General features: G+C 67.0%; 12 protein-coding genes, 1 tRNA gene and 1 pseudogene. 4 read left to right on the top strand and 10 right to left on the bottom strand.

Annotated elements, in window-relative coordinates; genetic code table 11:
- Positions 1–131: 131 nt before the first annotated feature.
- Positions 132–1,091, top strand: a complete 960-nt coding sequence (locus AWJ14_RS14275; RefSeq protein ID WP_066180374.1) for a LysR substrate-binding domain-containing protein — start codon at positions 132–134, stop codon at positions 1,089–1,091.
- 30 nt (positions 1,092–1,121) lie between these two features.
- Here the strand turns inward: AWJ14_RS14275 and AWJ14_RS14270 are convergent, their stop codons facing one another.
- The gene (locus AWJ14_RS14270) at positions 1,122–1,541 is read right to left on the bottom strand and encodes an MAPEG family protein (RefSeq protein ID WP_066180372.1); all 420 of its coding nucleotides are present in this window, start codon (positions 1,539–1,541) and stop codon (positions 1,122–1,124) included.
- Positions 1,542–1,712: 171 nt separating this feature from the next.
- On the opposite strand from AWJ14_RS14270, the gene AWJ14_RS14265 reads away from it, so the two are divergent.
- Positions 1,713–2,783, top strand: a complete 1,071-nt coding sequence (locus AWJ14_RS14265; RefSeq protein WP_066180370.1) for a hypothetical protein — start codon at positions 1,713–1,715, stop codon at positions 2,781–2,783.
- A gap of 15 nt (positions 2,784–2,798) precedes the next feature.
- On the opposite strand, the gene AWJ14_RS14260 is transcribed toward AWJ14_RS14265, so the two are convergent.
- The 3 genes from AWJ14_RS14260 to AWJ14_RS14250 form a co-directional block, all read right to left on the bottom strand.
- Positions 2,799–3,383 (bottom strand): hypothetical protein, encoded by a 585-nt coding sequence (locus tag AWJ14_RS14260; RefSeq protein WP_066180368.1) that lies wholly within the window; start codon positions 3,381–3,383, stop codon positions 2,799–2,801.
- Entirely contained in the window at positions 3,383–4,882 is a 1,500-nt protein-coding gene (gene guaB / locus AWJ14_RS14255; protein WP_066180365.1) for an IMP dehydrogenase, read from the bottom strand. The genes AWJ14_RS14260 and guaB overlap by 1 nt, the downstream gene beginning before the upstream one ends.
- A gap of 235 nt (positions 4,883–5,117) precedes the next feature.
- The gene (locus tag AWJ14_RS14250) at positions 5,118–6,092 is read right to left on the bottom strand and encodes an MBL fold metallo-hydrolase (protein WP_066180363.1); all 975 of its coding nucleotides are present in this window, start codon (positions 6,090–6,092) and stop codon (positions 5,118–5,120) included.
- A 198-nt stretch (positions 6,093–6,290) separates the two neighbouring features.
- Here AWJ14_RS14250 and AWJ14_RS14245 point away from each other — a divergent pair, with 198 nt between their 5' ends.
- Positions 6,291–7,706: an MFS transporter gene (locus tag AWJ14_RS14245; RefSeq protein WP_066180663.1), complete on the top strand. Its 1,416-nt coding sequence runs from the start codon at positions 6,291–6,293 to the stop codon at positions 7,704–7,706.
- Positions 7,707–7,727: 21 nt separating this feature from the next.
- Here AWJ14_RS14245 and AWJ14_RS22865 read toward each other — a convergent pair.
- From AWJ14_RS22865 to AWJ14_RS14235, 3 genes and pseudogenes are all read right to left on the bottom strand, one after another.
- Positions 7,728–8,009 (bottom strand): annotated as a pseudogene (locus tag AWJ14_RS22865) (SAM-dependent methyltransferase); the annotation flags it as partial.
- 4 nt (positions 8,010–8,013) lie between these two features.
- A partial coding sequence (locus AWJ14_RS22860; protein WP_245304283.1) for an RlmE family RNA methyltransferase occupies positions 8,014–8,423 on the bottom strand: 410 nt, incomplete at its 3' end.
- Entirely contained in the window at positions 8,420–10,057 is a 1,638-nt protein-coding gene (locus AWJ14_RS14235; RefSeq protein ID WP_066180660.1) for a Ppx/GppA phosphatase family protein, read from the bottom strand. The genes AWJ14_RS22860 and AWJ14_RS14235, both read right to left, overlap by 4 nt.
- Before the next feature lie 353 nt (positions 10,058–10,410).
- Between AWJ14_RS14235 and AWJ14_RS14230 the strand changes: the two genes are divergently transcribed.
- Positions 10,411–10,484: transfer RNA gene (locus tag AWJ14_RS14230), tRNA-Gln, on the top strand.
- 406 nt (positions 10,485–10,890) lie between these two features.
- Here AWJ14_RS14230 and AWJ14_RS14225 read toward each other — a convergent pair.
- Genes AWJ14_RS14225 through AWJ14_RS14215 form a run of 3 tightly spaced genes read right to left on the bottom strand, consistent with a single transcriptional unit; the run spans position 10,891 to position 15,504 of the window.
- Entirely contained in the window at positions 10,891–11,751 is an 861-nt protein-coding gene (locus AWJ14_RS14225) for a hypothetical protein (RefSeq protein ID WP_066180358.1), read from the bottom strand.
- A gap of 3 nt (positions 11,752–11,754) precedes the next feature.
- The gene (locus tag AWJ14_RS23060) at positions 11,755–14,505 is read right to left on the bottom strand and encodes a vWA domain-containing protein (protein ID WP_066180356.1); all 2,751 of its coding nucleotides are present in this window, start codon (positions 14,503–14,505) and stop codon (positions 11,755–11,757) included.
- 12 nt (positions 14,506–14,517) lie between these two features.
- The gene (locus AWJ14_RS14215; RefSeq protein WP_066180354.1) at positions 14,518–15,504 is read right to left on the bottom strand and encodes a hypothetical protein; all 987 of its coding nucleotides are present in this window, start codon (positions 15,502–15,504) and stop codon (positions 14,518–14,520) included.
- Positions 15,505–15,687 lie beyond the last annotated feature (183 nt).

The following is a 15,687-nucleotide window of genomic DNA, read 5'->3' as shown; positions in this document are numbered from 1 at the left end:
GAAAGCAGCGCCGAATGAAGAGGGCGGTCGGCGCGGAACCGTCTGTGCGCGATCTCTGTCGCAAAAACCGATTGATCATACCAGCGAATGTTTCTAATCTTTATCATCAGGACTTTTGATAGGATGCCCCCATGGCCGCGCCCCTTGATATCGATCAGTTGCAGACCTTCGTTGCCATCGTCGACACCGGCAGTTTCACCCGGGCCGCCGACAAGGTGTTCAAGACCCAGAGCGCGGTATCGATGCAGATGCGGCGGCTGGAGGAGCGGGTCGGCAAGACGCTGTTCGTCCGCGACGGCCGGCTCAACCGGCTGAGCGAGGATGGTGAGCGGATGCTCGGCTATGCGCGGCGCATCATCCGGCTCAACAACGAAACCATCGCCGCCTTCGACGACCATCAGTTGGAAGGCTCGATCCGGATCGGTACGCCCGACGACTATGCCGACCGCTACATGCCCGGCATCATCGCCCGTTTCGCCAAGACCAATCCGAATGTGGAACTCTATATCGAATGCGAGCCCTCGATCGAACTCGCCGCCAGGCTCGCTCGCGGCGAACTCGATGTCGCGCTGGTGACCCACAATCCGCGCGAGCGGACCTCCGAAGTGGTGCGCACCGAGCCGCTCTACTGGGTGACCTCCATGAACCACACCGTGCACGAGGACCCGATCGTCCCGCTCGCGGTCGGGCGCCGCTCCTGCGCCTGGCGCAACCTGGCCTGCACCGCGCTCGATTCCGCCGGGCGCGACTACCAGGTGCTGTTCACCAGCTGGTCGGCAACCGTGGTGGCCTCGGCGGTGCTGTCGGGGCTCGCGGTGTCGCTGCTGCCCGAATGCGCGGTGCGGCCCGGCATGCGGATTCTCTCGCCCGCCGAAGGGTTCCCCGCGCTGCAGCCGGCACAGATCGGCCTGATGAAGCGCCCCGGCGCGCCGACCGCGCTGGTCAACGCCATCTGCGGCCATATCGCGGCAAGCCTCGACAACATCACGCCGGTGGCGACGGAGGAAAAGCCGATGTCGGCGATGGCGGGGTCGTCGTCGCGGCGGGAAAGCCGGAACCGGACCGACATTGCCGCAGTGCCGGCCTGGTAGGCCGGGGCTGCGACCGGAGGAATTCCGGCGTCAGGCGGTCGCGATATGCACGGCCAGCAGCAACCACTGCACGCAGTTGACGGCAAGGCTTGCGATGAACAGCCGGCGGCGCAGCATCACCGTGTTGGAGGTCACGTGCACATAGGCATGGACGGCGCGGGCGGCGACGAAGGCCCAGGCCACCACCACCGCGACCGTCCCTGCCCCGCCGGTCACATAGAGCGACAGGCAGGCCGCATAAAACAGCACCGGCAGCTCGAACTGGTTGACGAGGGCGCGCGCGGCGGTGGCACTCGGTTCCGGCTCGACCGAGGGCACCTTGAAATCGGAGGCCCTGGCCTTTCCCGCCTTGATCGCGCTCATCCGCCTGCGCGACATCAGCACATAGATGGCATAGGTCAGGAGAACCTGGCCCAGTATCGGCCAGAAGATTGCGAGCGAAGGGGTCATGGATGGGGCAGTTCCGTTCATTAAGGAGTTGCTGAACCTAGAGGGGATCGGCGCGGATCACAAGGTCCGACCCGCAGGCCTGGAGCGCCGGCCGCCGGGGTCATTTACCGGATCCTAACCACCCCGGTGGCAGACTTCCGCAATTGTCTTATCGATTTTCGGAACGAGATCATGATGCTGCCGACCGCCACCACGGCATTGAGCCCGGCCCTTTCCATCATGCAGTCGATCGTCAGCGATCAGGAACGCGGGCTGCAACCGGGAACGCCGGGTGACGACGGCATGCCCAATGTTGCCGTGACACCGGCCTACGACACCCGGTCGACCCAGAAGCTGAACGACTTCTACTTCGGCGACCACCAGCGGGCGAGCGAGGTGCAGGCGAAGATCTTCAACGCCCTGGTCCAGTACATGGACAAGCAGATTGGCGCCGCGGAAAATCCGGACGCGCCGGACACCGAGACGCCGCACGCCAGTGCCGCGCTGACCGACAGTCTCGAGGAAATGGACGGCGATGTCCGCCAAGGCCTCAAGGCCTCGCTCGCGGACTATACCGAGGGCCGGCAATCGATCCAGGCGACCGCCACCCGGATGCTGATGACGCTGGACCTGGACGTGCTGAGCACCGACCGCACCATCACCCGCTATCTCGAACAGATGGTCGGCTTCGACCTCAAGGGCATGAGCGCCAAGGAAATCCTCGAAGCCTTTGCCGACCCCGGCGGAAAGGAGAGCAACAAGCTCACCGCGATCATTTCCGACGCGCTGGCCGGCGAAGAGGGCAGCAAGGTGCGCCAGCGGCTCGAGGATGCGACCAAGGGCCTGCGATCGGCCGAAGAAACCCAACGCGACATCGAGGACGTCAAGCCCTATGATGAGGTCGATCAGGAGACCAAGGACGAGGACCAAGACGACCTCAAGCTCGCCAAGGCCTTCGACACGCTGACCGACACCCGCGCCCTTGCCGAAGCGGCGACGGAGCAGGAGGCCGACCTCGCTAAGGCGAAGATCGCGATCGAACGCGCGGGCGCGCATTCGGGCAAGGCCGATGCGACCGGCGAGACGCCGCCCGCCGGGGACGGAGCCACAGACGCCGTTGCAGGGGCTGTCGCCGACGACACGGCGAAGGCCGGCGCAGGCGAAGCCCGGGAGACGGCCGGAAGCTGGGTGCTCGCCGCCTATGCCCAGGACGAAACGCGACCGGATGCGCCGGCCGCCACCGGCTGGACATTTTATCTCTGAAAGATCGGGCGGCCCTCAGGCGCGGGCGCGTTTCCAGCGGGCACCCCACAGGCCTGCGATGAGCACCCCCGCCAGGATCAGGGTTGCGAACTTGCCGATGGTCATGACCTTGAGCACCGCCGCAAGCGACGGGTTGAAACCCGCCTGCATCGCGGCGGGGCCGAAAAGCGCGTCGGCAATCGCGTTTTCCAGAAAATCGCTGGCGAGATAGCTGAAGGCCAGCGCCAGCACCAGGCCGATGGCGATGCCGCCCGGACGCGAGGGATGGACCCAGGTTCCACCCGAAAACGCCGAGGCGAATGCGAGAAACGCCAGGCTTGCGGCGATCAGCGGCGGGGCGGCGAGATCCTGCCCGGCATGCAGCGCCACATAGGCGGCCGAAGCGCTTTGCCGTCCCGCGGCCGCCGCTTCGGCAAAATCCGCGGCAAAGGCCGCATGCAGCGCCTGCGCGCCCGTGACGTCATAGCCGAGCGGCACCGTATCCGGCAGCGCCAGCCCGCCCAGCAGGGCGCTGATTTCGGGGACCGAAACAAGCACCATGTGGGCGACCAGGCCGACTGTCGCCAGACACAACAGCCAGCCCGGCCAGAGCCGTTTCATCACATCGCGCCGGGGTAGTTCGGGCTCTCACGGGTGATGGTGACATCGTGGGTGTGGCTTTCGCGCAGACCTGCCCCGGAAATGCGCACGAAGGTCGCCCGCTCGTGGAAGTTCTTGAGGTCCGGCGCGCCGACATAGCCCATGGCCGCCTTGAGGCCGCCGGCGAGCTGGTGCAGCACGCCCGAGACCGGGCCCTTGTAGGGCACCTGGCCCTCGATGCCTTCCGGCACCAGCTTGAGCGTGTCGCGCACCTCGGCCTGGAAATAGCGGTCCGCCGAGCCGCGCGCCATGGCGCCGACCGACCCCATGCCGCGATAGGCCTTGAAGGAGCGGCCCTGGTGCAGATAGACCTCGCCCGGGCTTTCGTCGGTGCCGGCGAGCAGCGAGCCGACCATGACCGCGGATGCGCCGGCGGCGATCGCCTTGGCAAGGTCGCCCGAATATTTGATGCCGCCGTCGGCGATCACCGGAATGCCGTGCTTGGCGGCTTCGTCGACCGCGCTCATGATGGCCGACAGCTGCGGCACGCCGACGCCGGCGACAATGCGCGTGGTGCAGATCGAGCCCGGGCCGATGCCCACCTTGACGGCGTCCGCGCCCGCATCGATCAGCGCCTTGGTGCCTTCCGCGGTGGCGACGTTGCCGGCCATGATGCGCACGGAGTTCGACAGTTTCTTGGCGCGGGTGACGGCATCGAGGACGCGCTGCGAATGGCCATGCGCCGTGTCGATCACCAGAAGGTCGACGCCGGCCGCGATCAGCCGCTCGGCGCGCTCGAACCCGTCCTCGCCGACCGAGGTGGCGGCAGCGGCACGCAGCCGGCCCTGCTCGTCCTTGGAGGCATTCGGGTTGAGCTGCGACTTCTCGATGTCCTTGACCGTGATGAGGCCGACGCAGCGGCCCTGGCCGTCGACCACCACCAGCTTTTCGATGCGGTGGGTGTGCAACAGCCGCTTGGCTTCGCCCTGCTCGACGCTTTCCTTGACCGTGACCAGGTTCTCATGGGTCATCAGTTCGCGGATCTTCTGGTTCGGATCGGAGGCGAAGCGCACGTCGCGGTTGGTGAGAATGCCGACCAGATGACCCGGATCGGACGGGCCGCCGCGATGCTCGACCACCGGAATGCCGGAAATGCCATGCGCCTTCATCAGCGCGAGCGCTTCGGACAGCGTGGCGTCGGGGGTGATGGTGACCGGATTGACCACCATGCCGCTTTCGAACTTCTTGACCTGGCGCACCTGCTCGGCCTGTTCTTCCGGTGTCAGGTTGCGGTGAATGACGCCGATGCCGCCTGCCTGGGCCATGGCGATGGCGAGGCGCGCCTCGGTCACGGTGTCCATGGCGGACGAGATGATGGGCAGGTTCAAATCGAAATCGCGGGCGATGCGGGTGGCGATATCGACCTGGCCGGGCATGACCTCGGAGTGGCCGGGCTGCAGCAGCACGTCGTCAAAAGTCAGCGCCTCAACGCCGGTAATGGATTGGATTATAGTCGCCATCGCCTGTCGGTTCCGTCTGTTCGGGGCGGCCCTTGGGCTACCCGCTTTCGATTGGGGTATCATGCGTTGGCAGCGGCAAGTACCACGCTTCCTCGGCTTGGGAAAGCCGCAATCGTGATTGGCCCCTGAATTTTGCCGCAGTGCAAACTTCGTCCCCGATCACCAGGCCGCAGAGCGACAAAACCCGGGCATCGCTGCCCGGGTTCTGGCTCTCACGCTGGTCCGAAACCGCAGCTCACAGATCGAGCTGGTAGGTCTCGGGGATGAAACGGTAGCCTTCGGCGGCCTTTTCGACGAAGCCGACCGAAGGAAACGGCATGTGATAGCCGATGAAGGGCAGCCGGTCGGTGGCGATCATGTCGAACACGGCCTTGCGGGTCTTGGCGGCCATCGCCTTGTCGGTGTCGAACACCACCTCCCAGTCCGGCCGCTGCAGCGACAGCACGAAATGATTGGCGGTATCGGCGGTCAGCAGCAGCTTGCGCCCGCCCGATTCGAGCGCATAGATCATGTGGCCCGGCGTGTGGCCGAAGGCCGCCATGGCGGTGATACCGGAGACCACGCTGTCGCCGTCCTTCACGAAGCTCATCTTTTCGGCCAGCGGCGCGACCTTGGTCATCACCGTCTTGTGGCCGTTCTCGGCGCCGGTGCCGATGCGGTCTCCCGAGGTCCAGAAATCATATTCGACCTGGCCGGTGACATAGCGCGCATTCGGGAAGGCCGGCTGGTCGCCTTCCATCAGCCCGCCGACATGATCGCCATGCAGATGCGTCAGCACCACGACGGTGACCTGGCCCGGATTGTAGCCGGACGCCTCGAGATTGGCCAAGGTGCGGCCCACGCCGCCCTCCCGGCCGCCCTCGCCGTTGCCGGTGTCGAACAGCACCAGCTCCTCGCCGGTGTTGACGAGCGTCGGCGCGAAGGTGAACTGCATCTTGTCGACGGGCAGGTAGTTGCTGTCGAGCAGCGCGCGCACATCCTCCTCGCTCTGGTCGGTGCCGAAGATCTTGCGCGGATCGGGCACGATGCGGTGGCCGTCCGAGAGCACGGTGATCTCGAAATCGCCGAGTGTGAAGCGCTTGAAGGCCGCCGGCCTGGTGGCGGCCATCGGCACCTCGGCCTGCGCCGCACGCACGAGAATCTGCGGTGCCGCAAGCGAGGTGGCACCGGCGAGCGACAGCCGGAAGATGGAACGTCTCGATAGATGCATGCCGAATTCCCTCCTGTTGATCCGGAATACGGAATCTAGGGCGAACCGAGCAGCGGGCAATGCACGCATGCGCCCGGCTGCGATGGACATTGCGTCAACCGATCGGAAACGATGCGGCAGCGGCTTTTGCCCGGCGGGTGCTTGACCGGGGGCCGCAAAAGGCGAAAAAGAGCCGTGCCCGCCCACCGGATGACACTCGTGAATCGCCGCATCCCCCTCGTTCTGGCCGTCGCCCTGTTTATGGAACAGATGGATTCGACCGTGATCGCAACCGCCCTGCCGGCGATCGCCGCCGACATCAACACCAGCCCGATCGCGCTCAAGCTGGCGCTGACGGCCTATCTGGTGTCGCTCGCGGTGTTCATCCCGATCTCCGGCTGGATGGCCGACCGGTTCGGCGCGCGGCGGATCTTCGCGATCGCCATCGGCGTGTTCCTGGTGGGCTCGATCGCCTGCGCCGCCTCGGGCAGCCTCGTCGAATTCGTGGTCTCTCGCTTCCTCCAGGGCATGGGCGGGGCGATGATGACGCCGGTCGGGCGGCTGGTGCTGTTGCGCTCGACCGAGAAATCCGAGTTGGTCAGCGCCATGGCCTGGCTTACCATCCCGGCGCTGATCGGGCCGCTGGTGGGCCCGCCGGTGGGCGGTTTCCTGACGACGTTCCTGACCTGGCACTGGATCTTCCTGATCAATATCCCGATCGGGCTCGCCGGCATCGTCTTCGCGCTCACGGTGCTGCCGAAGGATGACGGCCGGCCGACGGGCCGGGTCGACTGGGTCGGCTTCCTGCTCTCGGGGGCCGCGGCCTCCGGCATCGTCTTCGGGCTGTCGGTGATCAGCCTGCCGGTGCTGCCGCCGGTCTGGGGGCTCGCCGCAACAGTTGCGGGCATCGCCTGCCTGGTTGCCTATCTCGGCCATGCCCGGCGGCACCCGCGGCCGCTGCTCGACCCAAAACTGTTTTCGAACCGCACCTTCGCGCTGTCGCTGATGGGGGCCAACCTGTTCCGCATCGGCGCGGGCGCGGTGCCGTTCCTTTTGCCCTTGATGCTGCAGCTCGGCTTCGGCATGTCGCCGTTCCAGTCGGGCATGATCACCTTCGCCTCGGCCGCCGGCGCGATCGTGATGAAATTCGTCATCCGCCGGGTGCTCAAGTCCGGCGGCTTCCGCCGCACGCTTCTGGTCGCCGCCGCCGGTGCTGCGGTCTCGATCGCGATCAACGGGGTCTTCACGCCGCTGACACCCGTGCTCGTGATCATGACCATCCTGTTCCTGGGCGGGCTGGTGCGCTCGATGTTCTTCACCTCCGCCAATGCGCTCACCTTCGCCGAAATCGGCGAGGCGGAAGCGGCGCAGGCCTCATCGATCACCTCGGCGCTGCAGCAGGTGTCGATCGCCATCGGCGTGGCGCTGGCGGGCGGCATTCTCGACGTCGTCAGCAGCTACAATGGCGGGGAACTCACGCTCGGCGCCTTCCATGCGGCCTTCTTCATCATCGCCGCGATCACGGCGCTGGCGATCATCCCGTTCCTGAAGCTGCCGCCAAACGCCGGCGAAGCCGTCTCCGGCCATGGCATCGAGCGCGCGGGCCCGCGCGCTGCCTCGCCGGTGCGCAACTGATCACCGGCCAATCGGCAACGATCAGTCGCGGCCCTTGAAGCCCTTGGCGAGCACGAACATCTCGACCGATTCGGCGCGCGAGGATGGCGGCTTGATGTGCGAGACCGACTTGAAGTTCTGCTTGAGCAGGGTGAGCAACTCGTTCTCGGTGCCGCCCTGGAAGGTCTTGGCCAGGAAATGGCCGCCCGGCGCCAGCACCTCGATCGCGAAATGCGCCGCCACCTCGCACAGATGCATGGTTCGCAAATGATCGGTGCGCTGGTGGCCGGTGGTGGGGGCTGCCATGTCGGATGCAACTGGGCCNNNNTCGGGCGCGCCGCCGAGCGCATCCTTGAGCGCCTGCGGCGCCGCGTCGTCGAGGAAGTCCATCTGCAGGAATTTCACGCCCGGCAGACCGTCCATCTCGAGAAAGTCGATGGCGACCACCTTCGCGTCCGCATCGGTCGACCCGGTCACCCGCGCGGAGATCTGCGACCAGCCGCCGGGAGCGGCGCCCAGATCGATGATGCGCCGCGCCTTGTCGAGGATGTGGTGCTTCTCGTCGATCTCGAGCAGCTTGTAGACGGCGCGCGAGCGATAGCCTTCCTGCTTGGCCTGCTGCACGTAAGGATCGTTCAGGTGCCGCTCGATCCAGCGCCGCGAGGACGCCTTGAGCTTGCCCTTCTTGACCTTCTGCCCGAGCTTGCGGCCGGTGGGGCCGGAGGGTGGACGGGTCATGGCTGGTCCCCTGCCGTTTGGCGCTGGGTGCGGAACCGGTAGTTCCGCCCGGCCCGGCGCCAGGCGCCGTCTGACGCCATCATTTCGTTGAGCAGGCCTTCGCGCAGGCCGCGATCGGCCACGCGCATGCGCTCCGACGGCCAGCGCTTGCGGATCGACTGCAGGATCGCGCAGCCGGCAAGCACCAGGTCGGCCCGATCGGCGCCGATGCAGGGATTGGCCGCCCGCGCCTCGAAATCCCACGACAGCAGCCGGTCGAGCATGCGGTCGACCTCGCCATTCGAGAGCCACAAGCCATCGACCTTGCGCCGGTCGTAGCGCGGCAGGTCGAGATGCAGGCCCGCAAGCGTGGTCACCGTGCCGGAGGTGCCCAAGAGATGGATCCGGCGGTTGCCGCGCCCGGAGAAGGCCGGCAGGTCCGGCGGGCTGAAGCGGGCGAGCATGGCATCGACCTCCTCGACCATCGCCGCGAACACTTCGGGCGTGACCAGGCAGCCGCCATGGCGCTCCGACAGGGTGACGACGCCGACCGGCAGCGAGGTCCAGGCCTTGATGTGATCGGCCAACCGGTTGGAGCGGTTCTCGGTCAGGTCGATCATGGCGATCTCGGACGAGCCGCCGCCGATGTCGAACAGCACCAGCCCGTCGGTGTCGCGCCCGACCAGCGACGAGCAGCCGGCCACCGCCAGACGCGCCTCGGTCTCGCGGGTGACCACTTCGAGCCTGAGCCCGGTTTCCGCCTCGACCCGCTCCAGGAAAGCCAGGCCGTTGGAGGCCTGGCGGCAAGCCTCGGTGGCGATCAGCCGGTGGCGCCGGACCGGGCGGTTCTTGAGCTTGCCGGCGCAGATCTTGAGCGCCTCGACGGCGCGGTCCATGGCCTCGTCGGAGAGCCGGCCTGCAGCATCAAGCCCCTCGCCGAGCCGGACGATGCGGGAAAACGCGTCGACCACGCGGAACTGCCCCGGCCGGGTCGGCTGGGCGATCAGCAGGCGGCAATTGTTGGTGCCGAGATCGAGCGCGGCGTAGAGATCGTCGGCCTGCCGGCGCGCATGCGCGACCGGGGCCTGCGCCGGCGCCGATGCGGCATTGGCGTGGCTTGAAGCCCGGGATGGCCCGGCGGCCTGCACCGATGCCTCGGCGGGTGCCGCGCCCGCGGGCCGTTCATGGGGAACCTTCTGCGGGGTCAGCGGCCGGCCCTGGATCTCCCGGCCGGACTTGCCGCGGCGGCGGCGGCGCTTGCGTTGGCCGTGGCCACGCTCCTCGCAGCCCTCGCCCGCCGAGCCGCCCCGCGGCCCGGAGCCTGCCGGACCGCCCTCGGCTGCACAGCCGCCCGCTTCCGCGCTGGAGGAAGCGGCCGGTCCGGTGTCGGATTTGCGCGCGGATTTCCTGCGCCGCCGCCTGCGGCGGCCACCCGGCCCGAGGCCGGACCTGTTGCTCGCGGAGTCGCTGGCGGGACCCTGTTGCGATGGCGCGCCATCGGAACCGGAGCCTGAAGACGCGGCTTGGCCGCGCTTCCGCTCCCTGCCGCCGGTCGCAGCCTTCGCGGCGCGTTCAGACGGCTCATCACCTGCCAGTGGTACCCCCGCGTTTGGCCTGTCGCCGTCCCGAAGGTCTGTCACTGTGTGTCCTGTCATGCGCGGCGGGCTTTTGCGCCCCGCATCGCGCGTCACGGTTTGTCGTTGTCCCGAGAGTAGCAAAGCGGCCGCCGGAAGGCAAAAGCCTTTTTTAACCGAAAGCCCCCGACGCCGACCCAGGCGCCGGCGCGCCCCGCCCCGCCTTCATCCCCGGCCACGCTGCTCCGGCCTTGGCGACCCGGGCACGGGATGCGTCCGCGATCCACTGCCGAAAACGGCCAAACGGGCGCGTCCCGGAGGGCAAAACCGGCGAGAGTGGACATCCCTCAAAAAAACCGCTCAGGGTGTTTGCATCCGCCGCACGAATTGGTTATAAGCCGCCCGCTGCCCCGGAAAAACCGGCGCCGGCACGTTGGGGAATAGGTTAACGGTAGACCCACGGACTCTGACTCCGTTAGTCCTGGTTCGAATCCAGGTTCCCCAGCCACTTTCTTCCTTCTTTGCGTTTCGTCCGCATGGGCGACCAGGCCTGAAAGCAAGCGGAGCGTTTTTTCCGACCTCGCCGCGCCGAGGCCGATAGTTGGGTGCACTCCGGATTCGGGCTTGCGGTGTGCTGCCTTGCGCGTGTCGCGGAGGGGTTCGGGTTTCGGCTGCGGGACAACGGTTGTTCGCCATGGGACGGGGCGGCGTCTGCTCAAGCGCTTTGCTGCCCCGGCCGCCCGTTGTCATCCCGTCGTCACGGTGCGCGAGCGACGAGAAGGTTGGATGGCGCTTCCCAGGCCGGTGCGGAGCGGCCGGCTTTCAAGCCTGCTGCGGGCGATCTTCGGCGGGGTGCCGCATGGTTCCCGCCGTCTCCCGCCGCCCCTTGTGTTGGCGGCTTCCGGCCGTTCCGGTCAATCCGAGACCCTGACCCAGTGGTTGCGACTGACCATGCGGCAGTTGCCGCTCCCGCCCAGCACGGCCGCAGCTTCCCTGGGCAGGACGATCTCGAGGGTCGAGAGGTGTTCGATCTCGCTCGCGCTCTTCAAGGTGAGCTGCCAGGTCAGCTTGCTGCCCGCCCCCTGCCCTGCGGGAATCTCGCCGAAAAGCTCCGGAAAGACATCGGTCGTCCAGGCATTTTCTCCGGCACTGCGCCAGGCAATCCGGCTCAGGCCTTCCGCCGAAAGGCGGCCGGTCATTTCGAGCTGGTCGGGATGGAACGGCTTCTCGAATTCGAGTTTTCGCGGCGCCAGCCATTCTGCAGGCAACGCGCCGGGCGATGCCGGAAAGGCCTGCTGCAGCAGGGCCGGGCAGCCATCGAGCCGGGTGTCGCCGAGACGCGCCTGCCAAAGGCCGGACTGCGGCTCGATACCGGGGAAAAGCTCGATCGGCAGCTTTCCGGGCGGAAGCTCCTCCGGCGAGCGCTTCGGGTCCGGCAGATCCACGGGCAAGCCGGGGGGCAGGCAGTGGCTCGGGCCCGCGTAGACAAACCCATCGCTTTCCGCCCCGAACCCCGCCAGGACCCCCGGTAGATCTGTCGGTGCGATCCATGTGCCCCGACGGGTGCGAGCATCGACAACGAGGATCGAGCCTGGCCCCGGCGACGCCCCATAGAAGCTCTCCATGTCGCGCGTGACGTCGCGGTCGGGGGAGATGAATTCCGCCTGCCCGTCGGCATCGATGGAGATGACTGGGTCGTGGCAATCGCCGGCGGCCAAAGAAGGAAAGGCGGTCGCCAGAAGGAAGAGGCTTGTCGCAAGGATGTGGCGGCGCATGTTTCAGTTCCCCCTGACGATGGAAAGGGCGCGGTCGAATTCGGCCGGCGCAAGCGTCCCGGCACCGGATGAGGCAGGCACCCCGGCTTTCAGGTTTGTGCGGATGAGGTCGAACTCGTCGGTCGCGATGTAAGGCGTGAACTCGCAGAGCATCTGCCCCTCCCCGGCTTCCAGGCAATAGTCGCCGCCGGGCTGATTGAGGCCGATCAGCTTGAAATTGCCGGCGCGGTCGCGATCCCAGAACCAAGTGGAAATCCGGCCATCGGGAAGCCGCCGCCCGACTTCGACGGACCAGAGCGCCGGCAGCCGACCCGACAGGGCGGGATCGGGGTGCGCAAAGTCGCACGCCGCGTCGCCGCAGCGGCGCAGGACTTGACCTGTCGTCAGCGTGAACTGCAGCGTCTGCAGCACGCGCGCAAGCGTTTCGTCTCCGCTGTCGGGATCCGCGCACAACTGCCCCACCCGCGTCAGGAAACAGCCGCGCGCGCCGAGCGGCCAGTCTTTGGGGTTGAGCCAGACCGAATGGGCCGATCCCGCCTGTTGCGCGAACTCGGCCCGCGGAAACGGTGTCGAGGGCTCGACCTCCGCGACCCAGGTCTCGGGCAGATGGAAGAAGAGATTGGAGGCCTCGTCCCGCATGTCGCAGCTTTCAACCGTCCTGTCCCCGGGAAGGCATCGGTGCGGGTAGTCCGAAAAGGCCTTGCCGCCGGCCTCCTCTCCGTTCTCGCAGGCATCCGGCCCATGGCCGGCTTCGTCGGCACAGTCGCCGCCAACAGAAGGTTGCCCTTGCGGCGGGTCCCATTTCAAGGTCGCCCTGACGAGCTGATAGGCGGCGAGCACCTGCGGATCCGCGCTCTGGAACATGCAGAACTGGCCGAGCGGCCCCACCTCTTCGCAAGGCCCGTTCATGGCAAGCCATTGGCGCGGGCCGAGGACCAGCGCATCGTCAGTGCCCGACCGGAAGAAATTGACCCGCGGGGCAAAGGCGCCGCCCGAGGCCTGGGCTCCGACCGTATATCCCTCGGTCACCGGATCGTCCGCCCACCAGCCGGCCGGCAGCAGGAAGGAAAGACCGGTTCCGCCATCCGTGATCGGGCAAGGCGCAGGCCCCGCGCAGGAATAGGCGACATCCCCACCAGGCCCCGCGGCCGCGGCGGAACCGGCATCGGCCTTTTTCTGCAGCGCCCCTGCTCCCGATCCCGACGCATCCGGGGTGCCCACTTCGAAGGACAGGCGCGCCTTCTCCCGGCGTTCGCCCAGGGAATCGTAGCCCATGTAGACGAGGTCATAGGTGCCCGGTTCGGCAGGCGCGACCAGAGGCTGGCCTGTCGCAAGTTCGCTGAGCGGCCGCCCCCAATCGATCTGGGTGTCGCCCTGCCAGATCTCGATGCCGTCATCGCGCAACTGGCTGCCGGTGGTTTCCACGGGGATCGGCGCTCCCGGTGCAATCACCGGCGGGGCCTGCAACGTGACGCCGGGGGCGGCCGCGACAAGGATGTCCATTTCGTCGAGCGTCTCGCCGCCCCAGGTTTCCAGCCTGAGAAGATATGCGCCAGGGGCGGCAAGCTCGATTGCGGCGTCCTTGGCCCCCTCGGTGCCCTCGACCGTGCTGTAGGTGATGGCGGCGTCTGGACTGGCGTTGCCGCTCGGATAGAGCCTCAAGGCCAGCGCGGCGCCGCCGGTCTCGCTTCCTGCCGCAAGCACGCCGAGCTCGATCTGCGCGACGCCCACAGCATAGGGCCCGCGATTGACCATGCCTGCCTTGCCGGACTCGGCTTTGGTCTCCTCAAGCGGGCGCACGAACAGGATCGCATCCGTCTTGAAACCGGAGACCCAGCCGTCTTCCGGCGCATACTTGCCCCAATCCAGTTCCGTGGCATAGCTGAAAAGAGTGCAGCGCGGTTCCTCGATGAAATAGCTGCCGGGCGGCGAAAACATCCAGGCGGCGGCTGACGGATCCGCTTCCGCCAGGGCGCGACACTCCTCGGCGGTACCGTTACGGGGAAAATCAGGCTGGTCCGGCGTTGCGGCCTCGACACCGATCGAGCGTCCGGTCGGCTGGAGCTGGATCGTCGGCATCAGCGGGCGGCCCGGGAAATGCGTCGTCTCGGGCGGCGGTGCCGTGGTGATGGCCTCGCTCAGCGCATCGCTGAGTTCGCCGGCATTCGCCGCCTCGATGTATCGCCCGCCGGTGTTTTCGGCGAGACAGGCCACCTGCGCACCTTCTTCCCGCGACAGCCCGAAGCCGACCACATGGGCGGTGAAATTGACGCCGGCCGCCTCGAGTTCCGAAGCCAGCGCGCAAGGGTCGGCCTCGCAGGTCTCCAGTCCGTCGGTGACAAGCACGACGGTCGCGCTTTCCTCGCCATAGCGCAGCGCCTCGGCGGCCTGACGCACGGCTGCGGAGAGCGGGGTCTTGCCGAGGAATCGCATGGCGTTGACCGCGCTGACGATGGTCTGTCCGGTGTTCCTGCCCGGCGGCACCAGAAGCTCGATATCGCCGCAATTGCCCTTGGAGCGGTGACCATAGGCGATGAGCCCGAGTTCCTGCCCGGCCGGCAGGCGCGTCACCACGTCGGCGACCGCCTCGCGGGCCATTTCGAGTTTCGCCCGACCGTCAATCTGCCCCCACATCGAGCCCGAACCATCCATGACGATGATCGTGCGGGGGGCGTCTTCGGCCGCTACGGCCGGGATCTGGACGAGCAGGACAACTGCAAGGAGGCTCGCGATTTTCAGCACTGCGCTTTTCATGACTTGCTCCTCTCAAGCCGATGCCGCAAGGGGACGGACAGGGGGTTGCCGACCCGATGCCCAGCTTGCGGCCTTGCTGCCGATGTCCCTGAATTTGCCGGACAGGTCGCGCAGGCGCGCGCGCCATTGCGGATCGGGAACCTGCCCCTCGGTCGTCTTGAAATAGACCTGCAGCATGCAGGTGATGGCGAGCGGCTCAAGCAGGGCTTCCTTGAAGGCCCAGGCGAAGAGAAGGGCGAAGACGAAGCCGCCCGCGCCGAGTGCGCCGGGCATGAGATAGACAAGTGCGGCAGCGGGCGCCAGCGCCAGCAGGAACACGACGAAGGACAGCCCGTAGATCAGGACCGCGAGCCAGGCCGCGTTGCGCAGCATGGTCTTGTAGTTCTGGCCGTAGAGGACAAGCGCTTCCTCGGCCGAGGCCCAGGGATTGTCGGAACGGGTTCGCAGCGCATGGGCAAGGATCACCTCGTCGGTGAAGCCGACCGCGATCTTGAGGAACCCCCGGAACATGCGGGCGGCGGCTTCGAGGCCGGGAATGGGCAGGAACGACGCGATCCCCTCGACCAGCCCTGCGATGGCGGCAATCACCCCCTTGACGAGCTGGTCGACGCCGAACAGGACGCTCGCCTCGGTGAAGCGTTCGCGCACCATCCGGCTGCCATAGCTCACCTGCCCTTCAGCCTCGGGCAGCGCCCGACCGTCCATCAGTTCCACCAGCACCGCGATATGACCCGCCTTGACGAGATAGAGGACGTATTCCCTCAGGAGATAGAGCACCGCCGCAACGATGCCGAAGCCGGCGAAGCCTCCGACTGCCGTGCTGGATGCCAGGAAATCACCGTCTCCGAACTGGCCGACGCCATACCCGATCGCAGCCCCCGTTCCGGTCGCGATCACATAGGCGCAGGCGATGGCAAAATAGACGGCCATCCGGAAAAGAAGAAAGGGAGCGGTGCGCGCCATCAGCGCCAGCGCGCCGGATAAACTGAAATTCCACATAGAACTGGATCCTCAAGAGGGTCACGAAAAAGCATGTCCGGGCGAAGCAGTGCCCACCGGGATCGAAAGTAGAGTGTGCCGAAGACCCGGTCTTGGGGCCGATGGCACCCATTTGCGGGGGCAATGGCACAAGGTCTGGGGCACAGGGTGCAGGGGGCAAAAGCTCTGGGAGGCGCAAGGACC

Origin of the sequence: Parahoeflea olei (assembly GCF_001703635.1) — a bacterium.
Lineage (GTDB): Bacteria > Pseudomonadota > Alphaproteobacteria > Rhizobiales > Rhizobiaceae > Hoeflea > Hoeflea olei.
Note: the sequence above shows the minus strand (reverse complement) of the source record. Positions and strands in the feature narration are given on the sequence as shown.

Excerpts from the sequence above, each read along its gene's own strand:
- AWJ14_RS14215 (WP_066180354.1), bottom strand. The coding sequence starts at position 15,504 with ATGTGGAATTTCAGTTTATCCGGCGCGCTGGCGCTGATGGCGCGCACC.
- AWJ14_RS14275 (WP_066180374.1), top strand. The coding sequence starts at position 132 with ATGGCCGCGCCCCTTGATATCGATCAGTTGCAGACCTTCGTTGCCATC.
- AWJ14_RS14225 (WP_066180358.1), bottom strand. The coding sequence starts at position 11,751 with ATGCGCCGCCACATCCTTGCGACAAGCCTCTTCCTTCTGGCGACCGCC.
- guaB (WP_066180365.1), bottom strand. The coding sequence starts at position 4,882 with ATGGCGACTATAATCCAATCCATTACCGGCGTTGAGGCGCTGACTTTT.
- AWJ14_RS14270 (WP_066180372.1), bottom strand. The coding sequence starts at position 1,541 with ATGACCCCTTCGCTCGCAATCTTCTGGCCGATACTGGGCCAGGTTCTC.
- AWJ14_RS14250 (WP_066180363.1), bottom strand. The coding sequence starts at position 6,092 with ATGCATCTATCGAGACGTTCCATCTTCCGGCTGTCGCTCGCCGGTGCC.
- AWJ14_RS23060 (WP_066180356.1), bottom strand. The coding sequence starts at position 14,505 with ATGAAAAGCGCAGTGCTGAAAATCGCGAGCCTCCTTGCAGTTGTCCTG.
- AWJ14_RS14265 (WP_066180370.1), top strand. The coding sequence starts at position 1,713 with ATGATGCTGCCGACCGCCACCACGGCATTGAGCCCGGCCCTTTCCATC.
- AWJ14_RS14235 (WP_066180660.1), bottom strand. The coding sequence starts at position 10,057 with ATGACAGGACACACAGTGACAGACCTTCGGGACGGCGACAGGCCAAAC.
- AWJ14_RS14260 (WP_066180368.1), bottom strand. The coding sequence starts at position 3,383 with ATGAAACGGCTCTGGCCGGGCTGGCTGTTGTGTCTGGCGACAGTCGGC.